The following is a 15,667-nucleotide window of genomic DNA, read 5'->3' on the forward strand; positions in this document are numbered from 1 at the left end:
TCGATTTATCATGCCAGCGGTTGCTGGTGTATCACTTTATGTTACCTCGTTAGGTGTTCGATCAGACCGTCATTAATCAAGTTTACATCCTGCGTACTGAATCCGAGTAGTTCACGGCGTTCGTATTTTACTTGTGGGCCCCGCCGGGCAATCCGATCGCGTAGACCAAACTGATGAACGCGGGCCAATTTAGCTATTCGATCAAAAAAGCCCACGCTGACGCCTTTGGCGTTGTATTTTGATTTGAGGTATTTGGTGGTGCGTAGTTTTTGGAACATGGCTTTGCGGCGTACACGCCCAGTCTTGGCCTGCCCTCGTCTGGGTGCATAGGCGCTGCCATCTGGATTACGTTGTGCGGTGATACGTTCTCGGGTAGAACGGCGCAGGTCAGTTGCCAGTGATCGGGCGAGCTTCTTACGTTCTGCCGGGGCCAGCTTTTCGATGAGTACACCGGCCCAGCGTTCGACATGATTCAGATCAGTCATTTGGGTTTAGCTCTTGCAGTGCTTCCGGATCTGGCAGGTTCCATTCCGGTACCGGCTCAGGGGCGTGGGTGGTGGTGTAGTTGCCACCCTCATTCTGAGTTACCAGTACTCGCTCGGTTAGGGGTAGGGTGATGCTGAGATCGATTTTCTTGTGGTCGATGATATCGGCTTCAAACTGGATTGCATCTGGTTCCATCTCAGGCTGCTCAACTTTAACCCAGGCTAACAGTGGCACCATGAGATAGTCGGTATCGGCTGCGAAGTCTGTGACGATCAGATTCAGGGTGTATTGGTATTCAAAGTGCAGGCTGTCTTGCAGTCGGGCCTGCAGGTTGCCAGCATCGATGAAGATCTGCAGCTTCTCAGGGTTGTTTTTCAGGTCACGCACGCTGGCCAGTAGCCATTCACGCAGTTCAGCGGGTTTTCGCACGGTCGTTCTCCTGGCATATCAACAGTTCATCGATCTGAGCTGCACACAGTGCCCAGTCTTCTATGGCTCGTTCCAGGTCGGCTTCCAGGTCATTGTTCTGTGCTGGCTTGGCTGCCCTCAGTGTGCAGACTTTCACCTCGGGACAGGAGCCACTGGTAATAATCACCGGCTCCGGTAAACGTTGGCCGCTGCTGCAGCCTGCGAGTGATATCAGGCAGAGGATTATCAGCCCACTGGCGATACTGTTCATTATCACGTTTTAGCTCCCTGATCTGGATTTGCTGGGTGTTTAGTTCGGCAGCCATGGCCTGTTGGGTGGATTCCAGTCGCTGACGGGCCTGCTCGCGTTCGGATACATCGGCACGCAGCTGCTTAATGGTAGCCAGTCGGTCGGCAGCGGACTGCTGGGCTGTGGCAGCAATCGCGGCCTGTTTCTGCACCTGGTTGTATTGCCAGATGTTGGCTGCCAACAGAGCAAGGATGGTGGCACCGGTGATTAGCAGCCGAGTCACACGGCACGCTCCTGATGTCGGGCATAGGCTTCAGCAAGGCGGGTGTCGTAGTGGTTTTTCTTGTAGCCTGGGCCATTGTAGCGGCGGGCGAACGCTGCCCAGTCCTGGGCTTTCAATGCTTCCCAGAGTGGCGGATCTGCCTGGATGAATCGAACGAAGGTTCCAAGCTGATTGGCTTCGCTGGTGCGCTGCAGGGCGACAAAGTCTTCAACGCTATCAAAGCCCAGGTTCTGCCAGTGGAAGCCCATTATCTGGAATAGTCCCCAGCTGCAGGACTCCAAGGCACTTGGTGAATGGATCTGCTGTGCATTTTTGAGGCGGAAATGCTCGGCATTCAATCCTCGGTAGCCGCCTGTCTTCTGATTCACCAGGACTGGATAGCGAGTAGAAAGGTTGATGACTTCTTTTCGATTAAAGCCGTTAGCTAACAGACGTCGGCGCATAATGTGGCGTTCATAGAGTATGGCGACACGGCCACCGGGTAAAAAACCATTACCACGGCTCTCTATCTCTTTCACAGCATATACTGCTGCCGGATCAACACCCAATAGCTCTGCTGCATGGGTAATGTCATCATCCCCAAGAAAGTGGTCAGTTGCTCTACCCAGCAATGCCTCGTAGGTTTTTTCGCCCACGATGCCGTCCACTATCAATCGGTGTGCCTGTTGAAACTCCCTTACAGCTCGGTCGGTTTCAGGGCCAAAGTCACCATCTACCGCTATCATATAATCTTGGGTGCGAAGGTGGGTTTGGATAATCCGAATCACCGGTCCTTCATCACCAATCTTCCAGTGTTGTGCGTCATTCAGTTCCATTGGTGCCCCCTGGCCATTCGTAACAGTTGAGCGATGTTGCCGTGTGCGTACCATGTTGCAAATGTCAGAGCACCCAGCATCAGGATCCCGATCGGGTGAATTTGATCGCTGCTGATCTTGCCGGTGACAATGCACAGTGCCACTGAACCGGTCACTACAATAACTAACCAGGCGAGCAGTGATATGTGCCGTTTGAATCGGGCTGCACCACGGCGATAAAAGAGCAAGCGCATGCAGGTTGCGGCGCTGCAGACGAATACGATCAGGTCGAGTAGATTCATTAGGTTCATTTGCGTAGCCCCCGAATCAGGTTGATCAGGTTCATGTCTTCCACTTGCCGGACAAGGGGAAGGGTGACAGATATGCAGAACACCCCACCGACGAAACCTGCCACACCGCTTTCCTTGATGAAGGTCAGGTTGATAATTTCAGGTGCGGCAATGTAGCCCATCGTTAGGCTGATCAGCAGATAGATAGCACGCATCCAGTGGTGCAGTTCTTTTGCTGACATAACGAATAGGGTGGCACCGGCGAAGGCGCCGATCAGAGCGTTGCCGTCGATGCCAGGTATGATCGCAGCGAGTCCGACGCTTCCGGTGGCAACGGTGATTGCGGTTGTAGTGCTGGGCTCTGCCATTGAGCTCTCCTTAATCCCAGAGTTGCAGCGTTTTGGCGACGGGTTTGCTGTCTGCCAGCGCAGGTAATGTGATTGGGTGGCCGTGGGGAATGACGGGTCCGAGCTCACACAGTCCCGGATTGGCTTCATATACCTGCTCGGTGACACGACCGGTGCGGCCGTAGTGACGCCAGCAGATCAGATCCACTGTGTCGCCTTGCTGTGCTCGCACCAGGGTGCCCATCAGATAAGCTCCACGGTGGTACGCTGTCGGCCACTGATCTGGCGAATAGCCAGAATGGCCTGACGGCGGTATTGGTCAATTGTCGGGTCCAGATTGTCAGCACGATCACCACCCTGCAGGGTGCTGTCATAATCGCGGTAGCGTTCGGTCAACTCAGCTTTGGCAAAGTTGTAAACAGCACGGCGGTATAGGGTGACTTTGATGCTGATGTTGTCGACCTGCTCGGCTGGTACCGCTGATAACTCGGGGTGGCCTGCCTGTTCCTGTTGGAATCGCCAGGCTGCCAGATCTGAATTGGCATCGATGATTCCGTTGATCAGGGCTTCGCGCAGGCGCTCGGGGGTGATCTCAGAACCGATCCGCATTACTGCACGGCAGTCGGTCAGGGAGATTTCTGGCCAGAAGGCGCTGTTTAAGATGTCGGGCTCTTCGAGGCTGGGTGTGTTGGCGACGAATCCGGTCATGATGTTGTCCTGTTAGGTGGGCGGTGGAGGAGTACATCTGCTGGAGTCAACTCTGCATCAGTACTCCTGCCGCCCGTCGCGTTGGGACGCTCGGTTAAGCCTGCTCCCCTTCGGAGTCGGACTTGTTCTTTTTGAGCTGTTTTTCAAGCTGGGTGATTTTGGTTTTAACGCCGCTTTTGTCATCCAGGCTCAGTGCGGCCTTTAGCTGCTCAATGGCTTCGGCTGGATCTGATTCACTCAGTACGGTGCCGATAGCTTTATGCAGTTTGGCTTTTACCTGGTCTGGCATGTCACGCCCGAAGGTCATATCACCGACTTGGCGTAGTACGGCTTCTGGTACCGCTTCATTGCTGATCAGTACGGCCTCAGCGAACTGCTCGGCCAGCAGACAGTGCAGCGAACGGCTGAATGAATCGGCCATGGTTAGGTTGTGGTGCATGGCGTAGTCAGCCAGAGCCAGTGCCTGTGAATACTCGCCTGCATCGATACACCAAAGCATGATGGTTGTAAGTACGTCATCCTGGACACCCGCATCAGATTCCAGAACGCCGGTGATATAAGGATCGTAATCGGGCAGCATCTCGCGCTTCATGGCGGCACGGGTCTTCATCGACTCGATACCCTTCAGACGGCGCTTGTCTTCGTAAAGCTTGGCCAGCATCAATTCGTACTGGCTGGCATCTGGCCGCACCTTTGACTCAGCCGCTTTGGCTGCTTCTTCAGCAGCCTTGACTCGCATCATGTGACGTTTGGCGGGTGAAATCATGTCAGTTTCTCCTGATCAGTGATGTAACCCAGCCCCTCTTAAGGGGCAGGATTTACAGTGACAATGTTTTCAATCAGGCAGCCACGGCCGTAATCTTCGACCACGTAGTCGTCGTTGGATGACTCGTAATTTTCGATGCGGTCGCGTTTCGGGTTGTCCATGATGTGACGACGGCGTGCGCCTTCCTGGAAGTACAAAGACAGATTGCTCAGGGGGGTGATCATGATCTTGTCGGCTGGGAAAAACGGTACAGACACTGCAGGCAGACCGCCTACACGCTTCTGACTGATCACCATGTCTGCAGCCAGCGTTTCGGTTGGCGCATGGTTCTGGTTGACGATCGGGAAGTATTTGTCGTGCAACAGATCACGGCCAAGAATTGCTACCAGCTCTGGATCTTCCTGATACCAGGGTTCCAGCAGGCTGCTGCGTGCATCGTAAACCAGTGCGTCCAGATGCTCATAGTCACCACCGGCATAGGCGGCAATTACACCTGCAGCGGCACCTTCAGTCATCACACGGGCGGCAGCATGGGCCCGGTACTTCTGCAACCAACCGATGTTCACGTCCTGTAGTAATGGATTGGTGGCGCGGTTTGAAGTGGCGGCATAGCTGGTACCATTGAAACCGATCATCATACGGTCCAGTGCCTGGCGTTTCAGGATCGCATCGCGGATACGGATCTGGAAGTCCTGGAACTTGGCCCACATATCCAGGGTGGCATAACGGATATGTGTATCGAAGTTGTTCTGGCGGCAGTGATAGCCCGTTGCATCAGTCTCGTGTGGATCCTGAGTCTGACGATCCTGGCTAGTGGTATCAGTGTTGCTGGCAATGGTGGTGCTCACACCAACACCTACTTTTTCACCCTGCTGATCTTGTACAGGCACCATGTTGATGCTGGTCAGAAAGGCAGATGATTCCTGCATTTTGGTTTCCAGCGTCTGCTGGATACTCGGTGTGGCATTGAATTTAACAGTGGCATCAGGGATGCCGTTCAACTGTGCCTGGCGGCCAATGTAGGCATTGAATTTTTCACGGGTTTCGTTACGCATGGTCTGTCTCCAAGTAATTCCGGGCATTGTGTCCGTTCAGCGGTAACCGGCTGTTTAGCAGTCGGTTACCAGCTCTCCTTTGCCACCTGAAGCAGGCGGGCGTTGTGTGAAATTTGGGGTTTTGTCGAGGGTGGTTTCCAGGTTGTCAATCTTTTCCTGGGCTTGCTTTAGATCGGTGCTGAGTTTTTCCAGCTGCTCAGTGTAATCCCCACCATCAGGTTTCAGGGTGGAGAACTGCTCCTGGAGGTTAGCAACGACTTTAGCAATCTCTTCGATGGCAGCGGTGACATCACTATGCTGTTCAGACTGTGCCTCTTCAGACTTACTGAACATCGCTTTCACCTTATCAAAGATGGAATTGCTGTCTTCAAATTCCAGTTCAACGCCATGTACTGCAGCAGAGAATAGGTTTTCTGGACGCTGCTTTTTGTCCTTAAACGGATTTACATTGGCACCGGCGGCAAATTTCATCATCTCGGTGCTTAGTGAGGATGGTTTATCTGTCATACCAAGGCCAACAAGATAGGCCTGACCAGACTTGGCAAAGTCCAAATCCAGTTCCATGGATGGATACAGCTTCTTGCTTTTATTGCTCAGAGCCAGGCCGTCCTCGTTTGGTGCAACACGGGCATAAAGGGCCAATTTCTGTTCACCATCAACTTCAATGCTCTCGGTTTTTAGCTCAAGTACATCGCCCAGCGCACCGAAGGGACTATCCGGAGAGAGACCAACGATGTGTTCACAGTTAACGCGGGCACCGTACTTGGCTGGATTGTAGGTCTTAGCGGCCTCTTCGAGCCACTTTGCATCGATCTCTCGACCGTCCGATGTGTCGCCTTCGACGCCAATTCGGAACCATTTGCTTTTCAGAGCCTTCTTGGCCATCAGTCTGTCCTCATCTGGTTTTAGCTGCTGCTGTTTGTTTGCTGATGAGCACAGAGTGGGCGTATGCGCGTGGGGCTTCAATTCGTGCTGTATGTATAGCCAGGCTCTACACGGAGCAGGACGGGGAGAGGGGGGCGTTGACCGATACTCTTGCGACATGAATGCAATGACTGACTTCTCAGAGATGGATCCGCGCCGACTTGCCAAATTGCTGTACTGGCAGGGGTTTCGCGTTGCCCGAATCGCAGAGCAACTGGGCGAGAAAGCCCCCACTATCCACAGCTGGAAGAAACGCGATGCCTGGGAGGAAACCAAGCCTATTGAGCGTTGTGAGTTCGCCATAGAGGCTAGACTGATCCAGCTCGTAATGAAAGACCCCAAGGAAGGGCGCGACTTCAAAGAAATAGACTTGCTTGGTCGGCAGATCGAGCGTATGGCCAGGGTACGCCGGTATCAGGAGCCAGGTGGCCATGAGGGTGATCTGAATCCGAATGTGGGAAACCGCAACAAAGGCGAGCGACGCAAACCGGTCAAAAATGAGGTAACGGATGAGATCACTGAGAAGCTGCGAGCAGCATTCTTTGATGAGCTCTTTGGTTACCAGAAACACTGGTATCGGGCGGGTGAGAAGTACCGGATCCGAAACATTCTCAAGAGCCGCCAGATCGGGGCAACCTATTACTTTGCCCGTGAAGCTCTCCTCGATGCGGTCGAGACCGGACGAAACCAGATATTCCTGTCAGCATCCAAAGCACAGGCCCATGTTTTCAAAGAGTATATACAGGCCTATGCCCGCGACATAGCCGAGTGGGAACTGACCGGTGATCCGATTATGCTGTCCAATGGCGCCACACTTTACTTCCTCGGTACCAATGCACGCACCGCCCAGTCATACCACGGCAATCTGTATTTTGATGAGTACTTCTGGACCTACAATTTCCAGGAGCTGCGGAAGGTCGCCTCGGGCATGGCGATTCACAAAAAGTGGCGGCAGACATATTTCAGCGTCCCATCCAGCCTGAGCCACGATGCCTATCCCTACTGGTCCGGTGAACTGTTCAATAAGCGGCGCAAGAAGGCCGACCGAGTAAATATCGACACCAGCCATGCGGCACTGAAAGACGGCAAATACTGTGATGATGGTCAGTGGCGAAACATCGTCACGGTGGAAGATGCGGTTGCTCAGGGCTGTGATCTTTTCGACCTGGATCAGTTGCGACTGGAGTACAGCGAGCCTGATTACGAAAACCTGCTCATGTGTCAATTTGTCGATGATGACAAGAGCCTGTTCGGCCTGATGATGATGCAGCGTTGTATGGTTGACTCATGGGAAGTGTGGGACGACTTCAAGCCATTTGCACCTAAACCCGTAGGCAGTCAGCCGGTATGGATCGGATACGATCCCAATGGTGAAACCGAAACCGGTGACAACGCAGGGCTGGCGGTGATCCTTCCACCGAAGTCACCAGGTGGTAAATACAGAGTCATCGAGCGCATGCAGCTACGTGGACTGGACTATCAGGATCAGGCAGAGCAGATCCGCAAAATGACATTGAAGTACAACGTAACCCACATAGGTATCGATACAACCGGTATTGGCTCAGCGGTGTATCAGTTAGTCCGGAATTTCTTCCCTGCTGCAGTCCAGTATCAATACAACCCAGAAGTGAAAGGTCAGTTGGTTATGAAAGCTTATCAGCTGATTACTAAAGGCCGTCTGGAGTTTGATGCTGGCTGGATAGACATAGCCCAATCATTCATGGCGATCCGCAAGACAACCACAGCCAGTGGTCGCCATATCACATACATAGCCGGACGCAATGGTACTACCGGCCATGCAGATCTTGCATGGGCTGTGATGCACGCGCTGGATAAAGCACCCCTGGATATCGACGGTCCGACAACCGGATCCGGCAACAGCATAATGGAGATTTACTGATGAGCGAGACAGCACAGAAACAGCCAGGCATCGAGGCGTTCAGCTTTGGTGACCCGACACCGGTCCTAGATAAACGGGAGATTCTGGATTACATAGAGTGTTACAGAATGCTCAAGTGGTATGAGCCACCGCTATCGTTTGAGGGGCTGGCAAAGTCATTTCATGCTGCCACACACCAGAGCAGCCCTATCTATTTCAAGGCCAACATCCTGACCAGTTGCTTCCAGCCACACCGTCTGCTCAGTCGCCAAGCATTCCGGCGCTGGGCCTTGGAATACATCATCTTCGGCAACAGTTACCTGGAGAATCAGACCAGCATGGGTAATCGTTCAATGAAGTTGGAACCCTCTCTGGCCAAGTACACCCGCCGTGGTATTGATATGGATACCTACTGGTTCGTGCGTGGCTGGGGAGAGGAACACGAATTCAGAAAGGGCAGTGTATTTCATTTGATGGAACCCGATATCAATCAAGAAATATACGGCTTGCCCGAATACCTGGCTGCCCTGAACAGCGCCTGGCTGAACGAAAGCGCCACGCTGTTCCGGCGCAAGTACTACCTCAACGGCAGCCATGCTGGTTTCATCCTTTACATGACCGACACGGCTCAAAATGAAGATGATGTTGATAACCTTCGCCAAGCCCTGAAAGACAGCAAAGGCCCAGGCAACTTCCGCAACCTGTTCATGTACAGCCCGAACGGCAAGAAAGACGGCCTGCAAGTGATCCCGATCAGTGAGGTAGCCGCCAAGGATGACATCTTCAATATCAAAAATGTGACCCGGGATGACATGCTCGCAGCGCATCGAGTGCCGCCGGTGCTGATGGGGATCATGCCCAGTAACGTAGGTGGCTTCGGTGACGTCGAAAAAGCATCCAGGGTATTTGCCAGAAACGAACTGGTACCGCTGCAGAGCCGCTTCCTGGAAGTGAATGAATGGCTTGGACAAGAGGTGGTGAAATTCGACCCCTATGTGATCGAGGAAGTCATTGAGAAAGGAGGAGTTTCGGCCCGTTAAACACAAGAAGCTTCGCAAGAATTATAGCATATAACCTGCTGATATAGATGAAAAAGCCAGTGTTTAGCTGGCTTTTTTTATGGCTTTTGATCACTCGCAGCGTGAAGCGGTACCGCCTGGAAATGACCTGGGTGGTGGTTGGACCAGGTTCAGTATTTCTAGAACCAGATTGGCCATTTCAATACGCTGAGCCTCTGGTGCTGTTGCATCTAAGCATCCTCGACACCCCATGCTCACTATCTCGTCAATTGGTGCTGAAGGTTTTTGCATTGTCAGCAGTCGCTGCTTTGTTGATGACAGTGCATCTATTACGCTCTGATATGTCATGTAATTTCTCCTAAATAAAATAAATCCTCCTTGATTCTAGCGTCACGACACATTGGCGTGCCCAGCTGCGTTTCCCTGCTGAGGAAAGCGCTCGTCCCCCTCCACGCCTGCGGTGCTTCTTGAACGTGTAATTATGCAGTGCATGATAGGGCTGCAGGACAGGCCCGCTGTGGGCTGTTCATGGCTATTGTAAGCTGTTGTGATCATGCATTTTTATGCAGCTACAGAGGGGGTTGGAGCGCTTTCTGATGGGTGTTGCGTGAACCTCTATTCTCTCTTTGATGTCGGGAAAAGGTAACAAAGGTGATCTTGGCTTAAATCGTCTGTAAGTTTCTGTTCTATATTGCTTTATTTGTCACCATTAAAAGGTGACGAAAGGTGACACAAAAGGTAACGGATTCCTAAGTGATTGAGATATATATATTTTATTTTATATTAATATCACATATATAGAAGGTAACACATCACCTTTAAATCACCTTTTTGTGACCTTTAGGCTGTGTCAATTAATCTTTATATTTCAGCAGGCTAGGGCTTGTTTTTGGATTCCGTCACCTTTGTCACCTTTTTCCGATGAGTTTCTGAAAAAATTCAGCTCACGTGCATGTGCAAGGCGCGTAGGTAGAGATTTGAGTTTTAATCTTTGGACGCTTAGCCGCTTTCACTTTACCGGTTAGAAAGTACTGTATATCTCCAGAATTTCTCCAAAATTTCTCCACAAACAAAAACAGCCGCTTCGTTATCAACGTAAGCAGCTGTTTTTGTTTGCAATTCTGGTAGGACTAGGCGGACTCGAACCGCCGACCCCCACCATGTCAAGGTGGTGCTCTAACCAACTGAGCTATAGTCCTATATTGTGGCGCGTATTATATAGGCTTTACCTGTTCCTGCAACTGTTTTTCAAGACTTTTTTGCATCAATGTGACCTCACAGCGCTGGGCTGGCTTGATAGGGGTGAAAACAGGCGGTTTTGGGTTTAAGCTTAGCGCTTGATTTTTTTAAGGCTTATTGGACAAACACTATTTATGACTCCTGCCATAGATCTTGCCCGTAAATCTGGTGTTGCACATCAGGTGCTTAGCTATACACACGATCCTCAAGCCACTTCTTATGGCAATGAGGCGGTGGAGAAGCTGAACCTGCCAGCCGAGCAGGTTTTTAAAACCCTGGTGGTTAACCTGGATAGCAAGCAGTTAGCGGTTGCGGTGCTACCTGTCTCCGGTAAGCTAAGTCTGAAGTCGATGGCTAAGACGCTGGGCGCCAAGAAAGCGGATATGGCTGATAAGGCGCAAGTGGAGAAGGTAACCGGTTATGTGCTTGGTGGCGTCAGTCCATTGGGGCAGAAAAAACAGCTGAAAACGGTCATCGATATCTCGGCTTGTAGCTATGCGGCTGTGTATGTCAGTGCCGGGCGCCGGGGTCTTGAAATAGCTATTAGCCCTGATGATCTGAGTGCTTTGACAGGGGCGGTGTTTGCATCGATACAGAGTCAGGCCTGACTCGTTATGACTGAAAGTGAAATGACTATGAAAATATGGATCGATGCGGATGCCTGTCCGGTGGTGATTAAAGACATTCTCTATAAAGCCGCCGTGCGTGCTGAGTTACCCTTGATACTGGTGGCCAATCAAGCCATGCGTGTACCTGCATCAGATTGGATCAGTACCCTGCAGGTGTCAGCGGGGTTTGATGTGGCGGATAACGAAATCGTGCGCCAGTCGAATGCGGGTGATCTGGTAATCACCAGTGATATACCTCTGGCCGCTGAGCTGATTGCCAAGGGGGTGCAGGCGCTAAGCCCACGGGGAGAGTTGTTTACCAAGGACTCCATTGGTGCCCGTCTGAATATGCGTGATTTTCTGGAAACCCTGCGCAGCAGCGGTGAGCATACCGGTGGCCCGCCGCCTTTGCATCAGCGCGACAGGCAGGCGTTTGCGGCTCAGTTCGACAAACTGATCAGTCGTTATCTTCGACAGAAAAAAACCAGTTGAAGGAGACAGCTATGCGTTTTCTGGTTGTGGGGGCAGGTGGTATTGGCTGCTATTACGGTGCGCGCTTGCAGGCGGCGGGTCATGAGGTAGTGTTTGTAGCACGCGGCGAACACCTTCGAGTAATGCAGCAACAAGGGCTTCAGGTTGAACACGCTGAATTACACTTTGCCCGGCCGGTTGTGGCAGTGTCTGAGTCTGAGGTGCTGGCGCGTTACAGGGCTGATGAGTTTGATCTGATTCTGCTGTGCTTTAAGGCATTCGACACGCTGGACTGGTTGGTGCGGATGACTGACTGGCTGGAAGCCGCTACAACGCCCGTACTGTCGTTACAAAACGGTGTTGATAATGAGCCATTGATTGCGGCGCAAATTGGTGCGGCGCGAACTTTAGGCGGCCTGGCTGTACGCATCGGTGGGCATATTACTGCACCCGGCTGTGTGGCGGCTGATGGACCCGCACAAATCATTATGGGGCCTTGGCCTCAGGCCGACAGTATCGACAGTGATGGTTATCGCTGGCTGCAGCAGTTGAATCGTGTGTTTATAGATGCCGGCATACCGGCACGAGTAACACCAGATATTGCTCTCGAACTCTGGCGCAAGCTATTGATTAACAATGGCGTTAATCCGCTATCGGCCCTAACTGGGTTGACCACACGTGAACTGGTTCAGGATCCCTATTTTGGTCAAAGTGTCCGCCAGATGATGCTGGAGACCGCGGCGGTGGCACAGGTCGATGGCGTCAGTCTAAATAATGATGATATTGATGAAATGATTGCCCTGTTAAACAGTTTTGACGCGATTAAAACCTCAATGCTGGTGGATCATGAAAAGGGTAAACCGCTGGAACTGGATGCTATTTGCGGAGCCGTCATTCGACGAGCAGACCAGGCGGGTATAGACACGCCCGTTAACCGACTGGTCTATGCCTTATTGAATCAATCTGGATGATGATAGTTGGATGGTGTGGGTGATTGCCAACCTTCTAAAGTCCCAGGCGCTGGCGTGAGAATCTGTACTTCCAGCGGATAGCAGTCGGCTTTGTCGCTGGAATGTTCGTTGCCGCAATCACCCCCTGGGCAAGCGGAGAGCACGCCGGTTAGATCGACTTCAGCAAAAAACTCCAGATAATCACCCGGCCTGACCGGGCTGGCCTTCATGAAATACTGATGGGTGTCCTGAGTGAAGCCCGTGCACATAAATACATTCAGCACATCATGTACCAGTCGCTCCACACGTGAAGCCTCAATCCCGGTTGCTGCGCTGAAGGCACGGTATAGGTTGGAATGGCAGCAGTTGTGGTAGGCGTCTCCACTTAGCAGTTGATGAGTATAAGGGTCGCAACGGGTGCCAATAACATCGTGAACACTGCCACCGTCCTGATCAAACCCATACCAGTCCAGCGTGTCGTGGGTGATGGTTGCCAGGGGCCTTAAATAAGGAAAGTTACTCCAAAGACGATCGCCAGTAGACAGATGCGTGCCATGCAGGGCGCGTGTTTTGCCGGAGTAAAAATGCTCTTCCGGGTTATGGCGGTTAAATAGATTCAGATCGCCTACCTGCGGGCCCTCAACACTAAGAATACGAAAGAAGCTACCGGCAGGTACCTGGAAAACCCGGGCCTCTCTGGCCGGGATTCTCAGTGTTTCTGTGCCGCTGAGTTGGCTTCTGGCATTCAGGTAACAGGGCATGTCTGGTGATGGCAGAGTTTCCGTCGGATAGCAGATGACTGGTTTGACTGCTCGGCGTTCTGCCGCATCAGCGGGTGCTGGATTTTGTGCCGCAGGCTTCATTACATACTCCTGATGGTTTTTGAATACATCCTTATTCAATATGCCATATTTTCGTACTGGCTGATAAGAGGAGAGAATGCAATGGATAAAGTTAGATAAGTTTAATGTAAAATCGTCTAATATCCTTTCGTTAAGCACTAAATGTGGTATTTTTACCACATCAATAAAAAACGTGAAGGGTAGTATAATGAAGAGTTGGTCGCTTAGGTTGAAATTGATTCTGGGGGCCGTGCTGGGACTTACCCTGACATTGGCTGCTGTGATTCTGACGGGCTGGCTGGCCATGCAAAAAAACGGTCAAGAGGCTGTAAAGCAGGCATCAACTTCTTTTGAGTCATTGGTGGTTAGTAATCTACATGATGCGGCCTTATCTGTGGCAACTGAAGTATCGGTGTTTATCAACCGCAGCTATGATGCCCCCAATACGCTTGGCAGCATGATCAGTTCAACGGCCAGCGGCAGCGATGCTGATGCACCTCCCTTTAAGCGCTCCACAATTAAACAGATGGTTCGGGATACCTTGGTAGCGAACCCATCAATCAGTTCCGCTTATGCTCATTTTGAACCCGATGGGTATGATTGGCAGGATGCGTTTAATATCGGTCCGCATCTGGAACATTCTTCTGATACCGGTGTACTGGAGCTTTACTGGATTCGCGACGCTGACGAATTGGTTTTTTATCCGACACCTGACAGCAGCTTTAAATACGATGAGAGTCTGAATGACTTTGGCATCCGTGAATCGGAATGGTATTTGTGCGCGCGCGATCAAAAGAGGCCCTGCATAATGGAGCCTTATCTCTATGAAATAGAAGAAGGACATGTTGAACTCCTGACCTCATTGGTCTACCCGGTGGTTGTGGATCAGGAGTTCAGAGGGGTTGTTGGCGTAGACATTAATTTGCCAGTGATCCAACAACAGGTTAATGACTATCAGCAAAGTCTATTTAATGGGCAGTCCGATATTCATTTGATTAGCAGCAAAGGTTTGGTCATTGCCAGTAGTGCCTTTCCGGATCAGGCCGGGAAGCGCTTGAGTGAGGCCAATGCAGAGTTGCAGAGTACTTTGTCATCGATGCAAGGGGCCCTGAGTGAGGCAGGAGATACTACCTTGGTAAGGGCGCCGGTGAAATTTGAAGCCTTTGATCAGGAATGGTCAGTGGTTGTGAGCATTCCGACGGCCGTTGCGTATGCGGCAACACGTGAACTAGAAGCCAATTTGGTTGGAGGCTATCAGCATACGGCGCTGACTATGCTGACGTTGGGCGGTATTCTGCTGCTGCTGGCGGTGATACTGCTAAGCTTGTGGTTACGTTTCACCACTCAGCCTATGGTGACTATGCGTGCGCTGGTTGAAGATCTATCCGGTGCAGAAGGAGACTTAACCCGTAAGCTGGATGTGAATAGCCATGCAGAACTGATCGGTATAGCCAATGGTTTTAATGCCTTTACCGCTAAATTGGGGTTGATGATTCTTGATCTGAACGGTTCGGCCCGAGCATTGCGTCAACAGAGTGAATCGCTGGTTCAGGCTTCACAACAGACTGCCGAAGCAACACGTTCGCAGCAGGAAGAGATGCAGAGTGTGGCATCTGCCATGACTGAGATGTCAGCTACAGCTAATGAAGTCGCAGATCTTGCCAACCGTACGGCACAGCAGGCAGAAGACTCCAATGATGCCCTGTCTGAGGCCAAAGAGGCGTTTCGCCATACCGTGGATGAAGTGCGTAGTGTAGCCAGCGAGATCAATGCGGCCAGTGAGCGTGTTGCCAGTGTTGCCGCAAGCAGTCAGAATATTTACGGCATGATCGACGTAATTCAGGGGATTGCTGAACAAACCAATTTGTTGGCGTTGAATGCGGCGATAGAAGCTGCGCGGGCCGGTGACCAAGGGCGCGGCTTTGCAGTAGTCGCCGATGAGGTACGAAATCTGGCTAAACGCACTCAGGATTCCACAGAACAGATACATACACTGATTGAAACACTGCAGAAAGAAGTGGCTGCGTCGGTGCGGGATATGGAGTCCAGCACTCTGCGAGTATCTAAAACCGTAACTGAAGCCAGCCAGGCCTATGATCAGATGGAATCGGCCGCAAAGAATATTGCATTGATAACCAATAATGTTACCCAGGTTGCAACGGCTGCTGAAGAGCAGGATAAAGTGAGTGAAGAGATTAATCGCAATATTACCGTAGTGGAAGATGCCAGTGTGCGTCTGGCTGGACTGGCGGGAGATGTGCGTGAAGTGAGTGAAACCATGAGCCAGATAACCGATGCGCTGGAAGCGCAGTTGGGCAAGTTCAAAGTCTGAGCTGGCACCTCTGAGG

Annotated in this window: 19 protein-coding genes, 1 tRNA gene and 1 pseudogene; 6 read left to right on the forward strand and 15 right to left on the reverse strand. The window is 51.7% G+C overall.

From position 1 onward, the window contains the following. Positions 1-41 precede the first annotated feature (41 nt). The 12 genes and pseudogenes from F5I99_RS07485 to F5I99_RS07535 all read right to left on the reverse strand — a co-directional run bounded on the left by F5I99_RS07485 (position 42) and on the right by F5I99_RS07535 (position 6,272). A complete protein-coding gene (locus F5I99_RS07485; protein ID WP_151054623.1) occupies positions 42-485 on the reverse strand; it encodes a phage virion morphogenesis protein in 444 nt (147 codons plus the stop codon). Further along, positions 478-915, reverse strand: coding sequence for a phage tail protein (locus F5I99_RS07490; protein WP_151054625.1), 438 nt, complete (start codon positions 913-915; stop codon positions 478-480). Before F5I99_RS07490 ends, F5I99_RS07485 begins: the two co-directional genes overlap by 8 nt. Beyond that, positions 899-1,165 carry an Rz1-like lysis system protein LysC gene (lysC, locus tag F5I99_RS19960; protein ID WP_407670338.1) on the reverse strand — a complete coding sequence of 89 codons (267 nt, stop codon included), beginning with the start codon at positions 1,163-1,165 and terminating at the stop codon, positions 899-901. Before lysC ends, F5I99_RS07490 begins: the two co-directional genes overlap by 17 nt. Continuing rightward, positions 1,047-1,427 (reverse strand): annotated as a pseudogene (gene lysB, locus F5I99_RS07495) (Rz-like lysis system protein LysB); the annotation flags it as partial. The gene lysC and the pseudogene lysB, both read right to left, overlap by 119 nt. After that, positions 1,424-2,242 (reverse strand): N-acetylmuramidase domain-containing protein, encoded by an 819-nt coding sequence (locus F5I99_RS07500; protein ID WP_191905976.1) that lies wholly within the window; start codon positions 2,240-2,242, stop codon positions 1,424-1,426. The gene F5I99_RS07500 and the pseudogene lysB, both read right to left, overlap by 4 nt. Further along, positions 2,233-2,523 (reverse strand): phage holin family protein, encoded by a 291-nt coding sequence (locus F5I99_RS07505; protein WP_191905977.1) that lies wholly within the window; start codon positions 2,521-2,523, stop codon positions 2,233-2,235. The genes F5I99_RS07500 and F5I99_RS07505 overlap by 10 nt, the downstream gene beginning before the upstream one ends. 5 nt (positions 2,524-2,528) lie before the next feature. Further along, complete coding sequence (locus tag F5I99_RS07510; protein ID WP_151054633.1) at positions 2,529-2,879, reverse strand: putative holin; 351 nt, start codon at positions 2,877-2,879, stop codon at positions 2,529-2,531. A gap of 10 nt (positions 2,880-2,889) precedes the next feature. Further along, positions 2,890-3,102 (reverse strand): tail protein X, encoded by a 213-nt coding sequence (locus F5I99_RS07515; RefSeq protein WP_151054635.1) that lies wholly within the window; start codon positions 3,100-3,102, stop codon positions 2,890-2,892. Beyond that, complete coding sequence (locus F5I99_RS07520) at positions 3,102-3,566, reverse strand: head completion/stabilization protein (RefSeq protein ID WP_151054637.1); 465 nt, start codon at positions 3,564-3,566, stop codon at positions 3,102-3,104. The genes F5I99_RS07515 and F5I99_RS07520 overlap by 1 nt, the downstream gene beginning before the upstream one ends. A gap of 94 nt (positions 3,567-3,660) precedes the next feature. After that, positions 3,661-4,332, reverse strand: coding sequence for a phage terminase small subunit (gpM, locus tag F5I99_RS07525; protein WP_151054639.1), 672 nt, complete (start codon positions 4,330-4,332; stop codon positions 3,661-3,663). Between the two features lie 38 nt (positions 4,333-4,370). After that, a complete protein-coding gene (locus F5I99_RS07530) occupies positions 4,371-5,387 on the reverse strand; it encodes a phage major capsid protein, P2 family (RefSeq protein WP_151054641.1) in 1,017 nt (338 codons plus the stop codon). A gap of 54 nt (positions 5,388-5,441) precedes the next feature. Then, complete coding sequence (locus F5I99_RS07535) at positions 5,442-6,272, reverse strand: GPO family capsid scaffolding protein (protein ID WP_151054643.1); 831 nt, start codon at positions 6,270-6,272, stop codon at positions 5,442-5,444. A 166-nt stretch (positions 6,273-6,438) separates the two neighbouring features. On the opposite strand from F5I99_RS07535, the gene F5I99_RS07540 reads away from it, so the two are divergent. Both F5I99_RS07540 and F5I99_RS07545 read left to right on the forward strand, forming a co-directional pair. Further along, the gene (locus F5I99_RS07540) at positions 6,439-8,211 is read left to right on the forward strand and encodes a terminase ATPase subunit family protein (protein ID WP_151054645.1); all 1,773 of its coding nucleotides are present in this window, start codon (positions 6,439-6,441) and stop codon (positions 8,209-8,211) included. After that, positions 8,211-9,230 carry a phage portal protein gene (locus tag F5I99_RS07545; RefSeq protein WP_151054647.1) on the forward strand — a complete coding sequence of 340 codons (1,020 nt, stop codon included), beginning with the start codon at positions 8,211-8,213 and terminating at the stop codon, positions 9,228-9,230. The genes F5I99_RS07540 and F5I99_RS07545 overlap by 1 nt, the downstream gene beginning before the upstream one ends. A gap of 90 nt (positions 9,231-9,320) precedes the next feature. Here F5I99_RS07545 and F5I99_RS07550 read toward each other — a convergent pair whose 3' ends face one another. Then, the gene (locus F5I99_RS07550) at positions 9,321-9,557 is read right to left on the reverse strand and encodes a hypothetical protein (protein ID WP_151054649.1); all 237 of its coding nucleotides are present in this window, start codon (positions 9,555-9,557) and stop codon (positions 9,321-9,323) included. 774 nt (positions 9,558-10,331) lie between these two features. Beyond that, positions 10,332-10,408, reverse strand: a tRNA-Val gene (locus F5I99_RS07555). A 174-nt stretch (positions 10,409-10,582) separates the two neighbouring features. On the opposite strand from F5I99_RS07555, the gene ybaK reads away from it, so the two are divergent. The 3 genes from ybaK to F5I99_RS07570 are packed head-to-tail and all read left to right on the forward strand — an operon-like array spanning position 10,583 to position 12,498. Then, positions 10,583-11,056 (forward strand): Cys-tRNA(Pro) deacylase, encoded by a 474-nt coding sequence (gene ybaK / locus F5I99_RS07560; protein ID WP_151054651.1) that lies wholly within the window; start codon positions 10,583-10,585, stop codon positions 11,054-11,056. A gap of 27 nt (positions 11,057-11,083) precedes the next feature. After that, positions 11,084-11,548, forward strand: coding sequence for a YaiI/YqxD family protein (locus tag F5I99_RS07565; protein WP_151059020.1), 465 nt, complete (start codon positions 11,084-11,086; stop codon positions 11,546-11,548). 11 nt (positions 11,549-11,559) lie between these two features. Beyond that, the gene (locus F5I99_RS07570) at positions 11,560-12,498 is read left to right on the forward strand and encodes a ketopantoate reductase family protein (protein WP_151054653.1); all 939 of its coding nucleotides are present in this window, start codon (positions 11,560-11,562) and stop codon (positions 12,496-12,498) included. Here the strand turns inward: F5I99_RS07570 and F5I99_RS07575 are convergent. After that, positions 12,486-13,340: an urea carboxylase-associated family protein gene (locus tag F5I99_RS07575; protein ID WP_151054655.1), complete on the reverse strand. Its 855-nt coding sequence runs from the start codon at positions 13,338-13,340 to the stop codon at positions 12,486-12,488. The two genes, F5I99_RS07570 and F5I99_RS07575, sit on opposite strands and share 13 nt — an antisense overlap. Before the next feature lie 187 nt (positions 13,341-13,527). Here F5I99_RS07575 and F5I99_RS07580 point away from each other — a divergent pair, with 187 nt between their 5' ends. Further along, positions 13,528-15,651, forward strand: a complete 2,124-nt coding sequence (locus F5I99_RS07580) for a methyl-accepting chemotaxis protein (protein WP_191905978.1) — start codon at positions 13,528-13,530, stop codon at positions 15,649-15,651. The last annotated feature ends 16 nt before the right edge of the window (positions 15,652-15,667 follow it).

The sequence above is a fragment of the Nitrincola iocasae genome (genome assembly GCF_008727795.1).
Classification (GTDB): domain Bacteria; phylum Pseudomonadota; class Gammaproteobacteria; order Pseudomonadales; family Balneatricaceae; genus Nitrincola; species Nitrincola iocasae.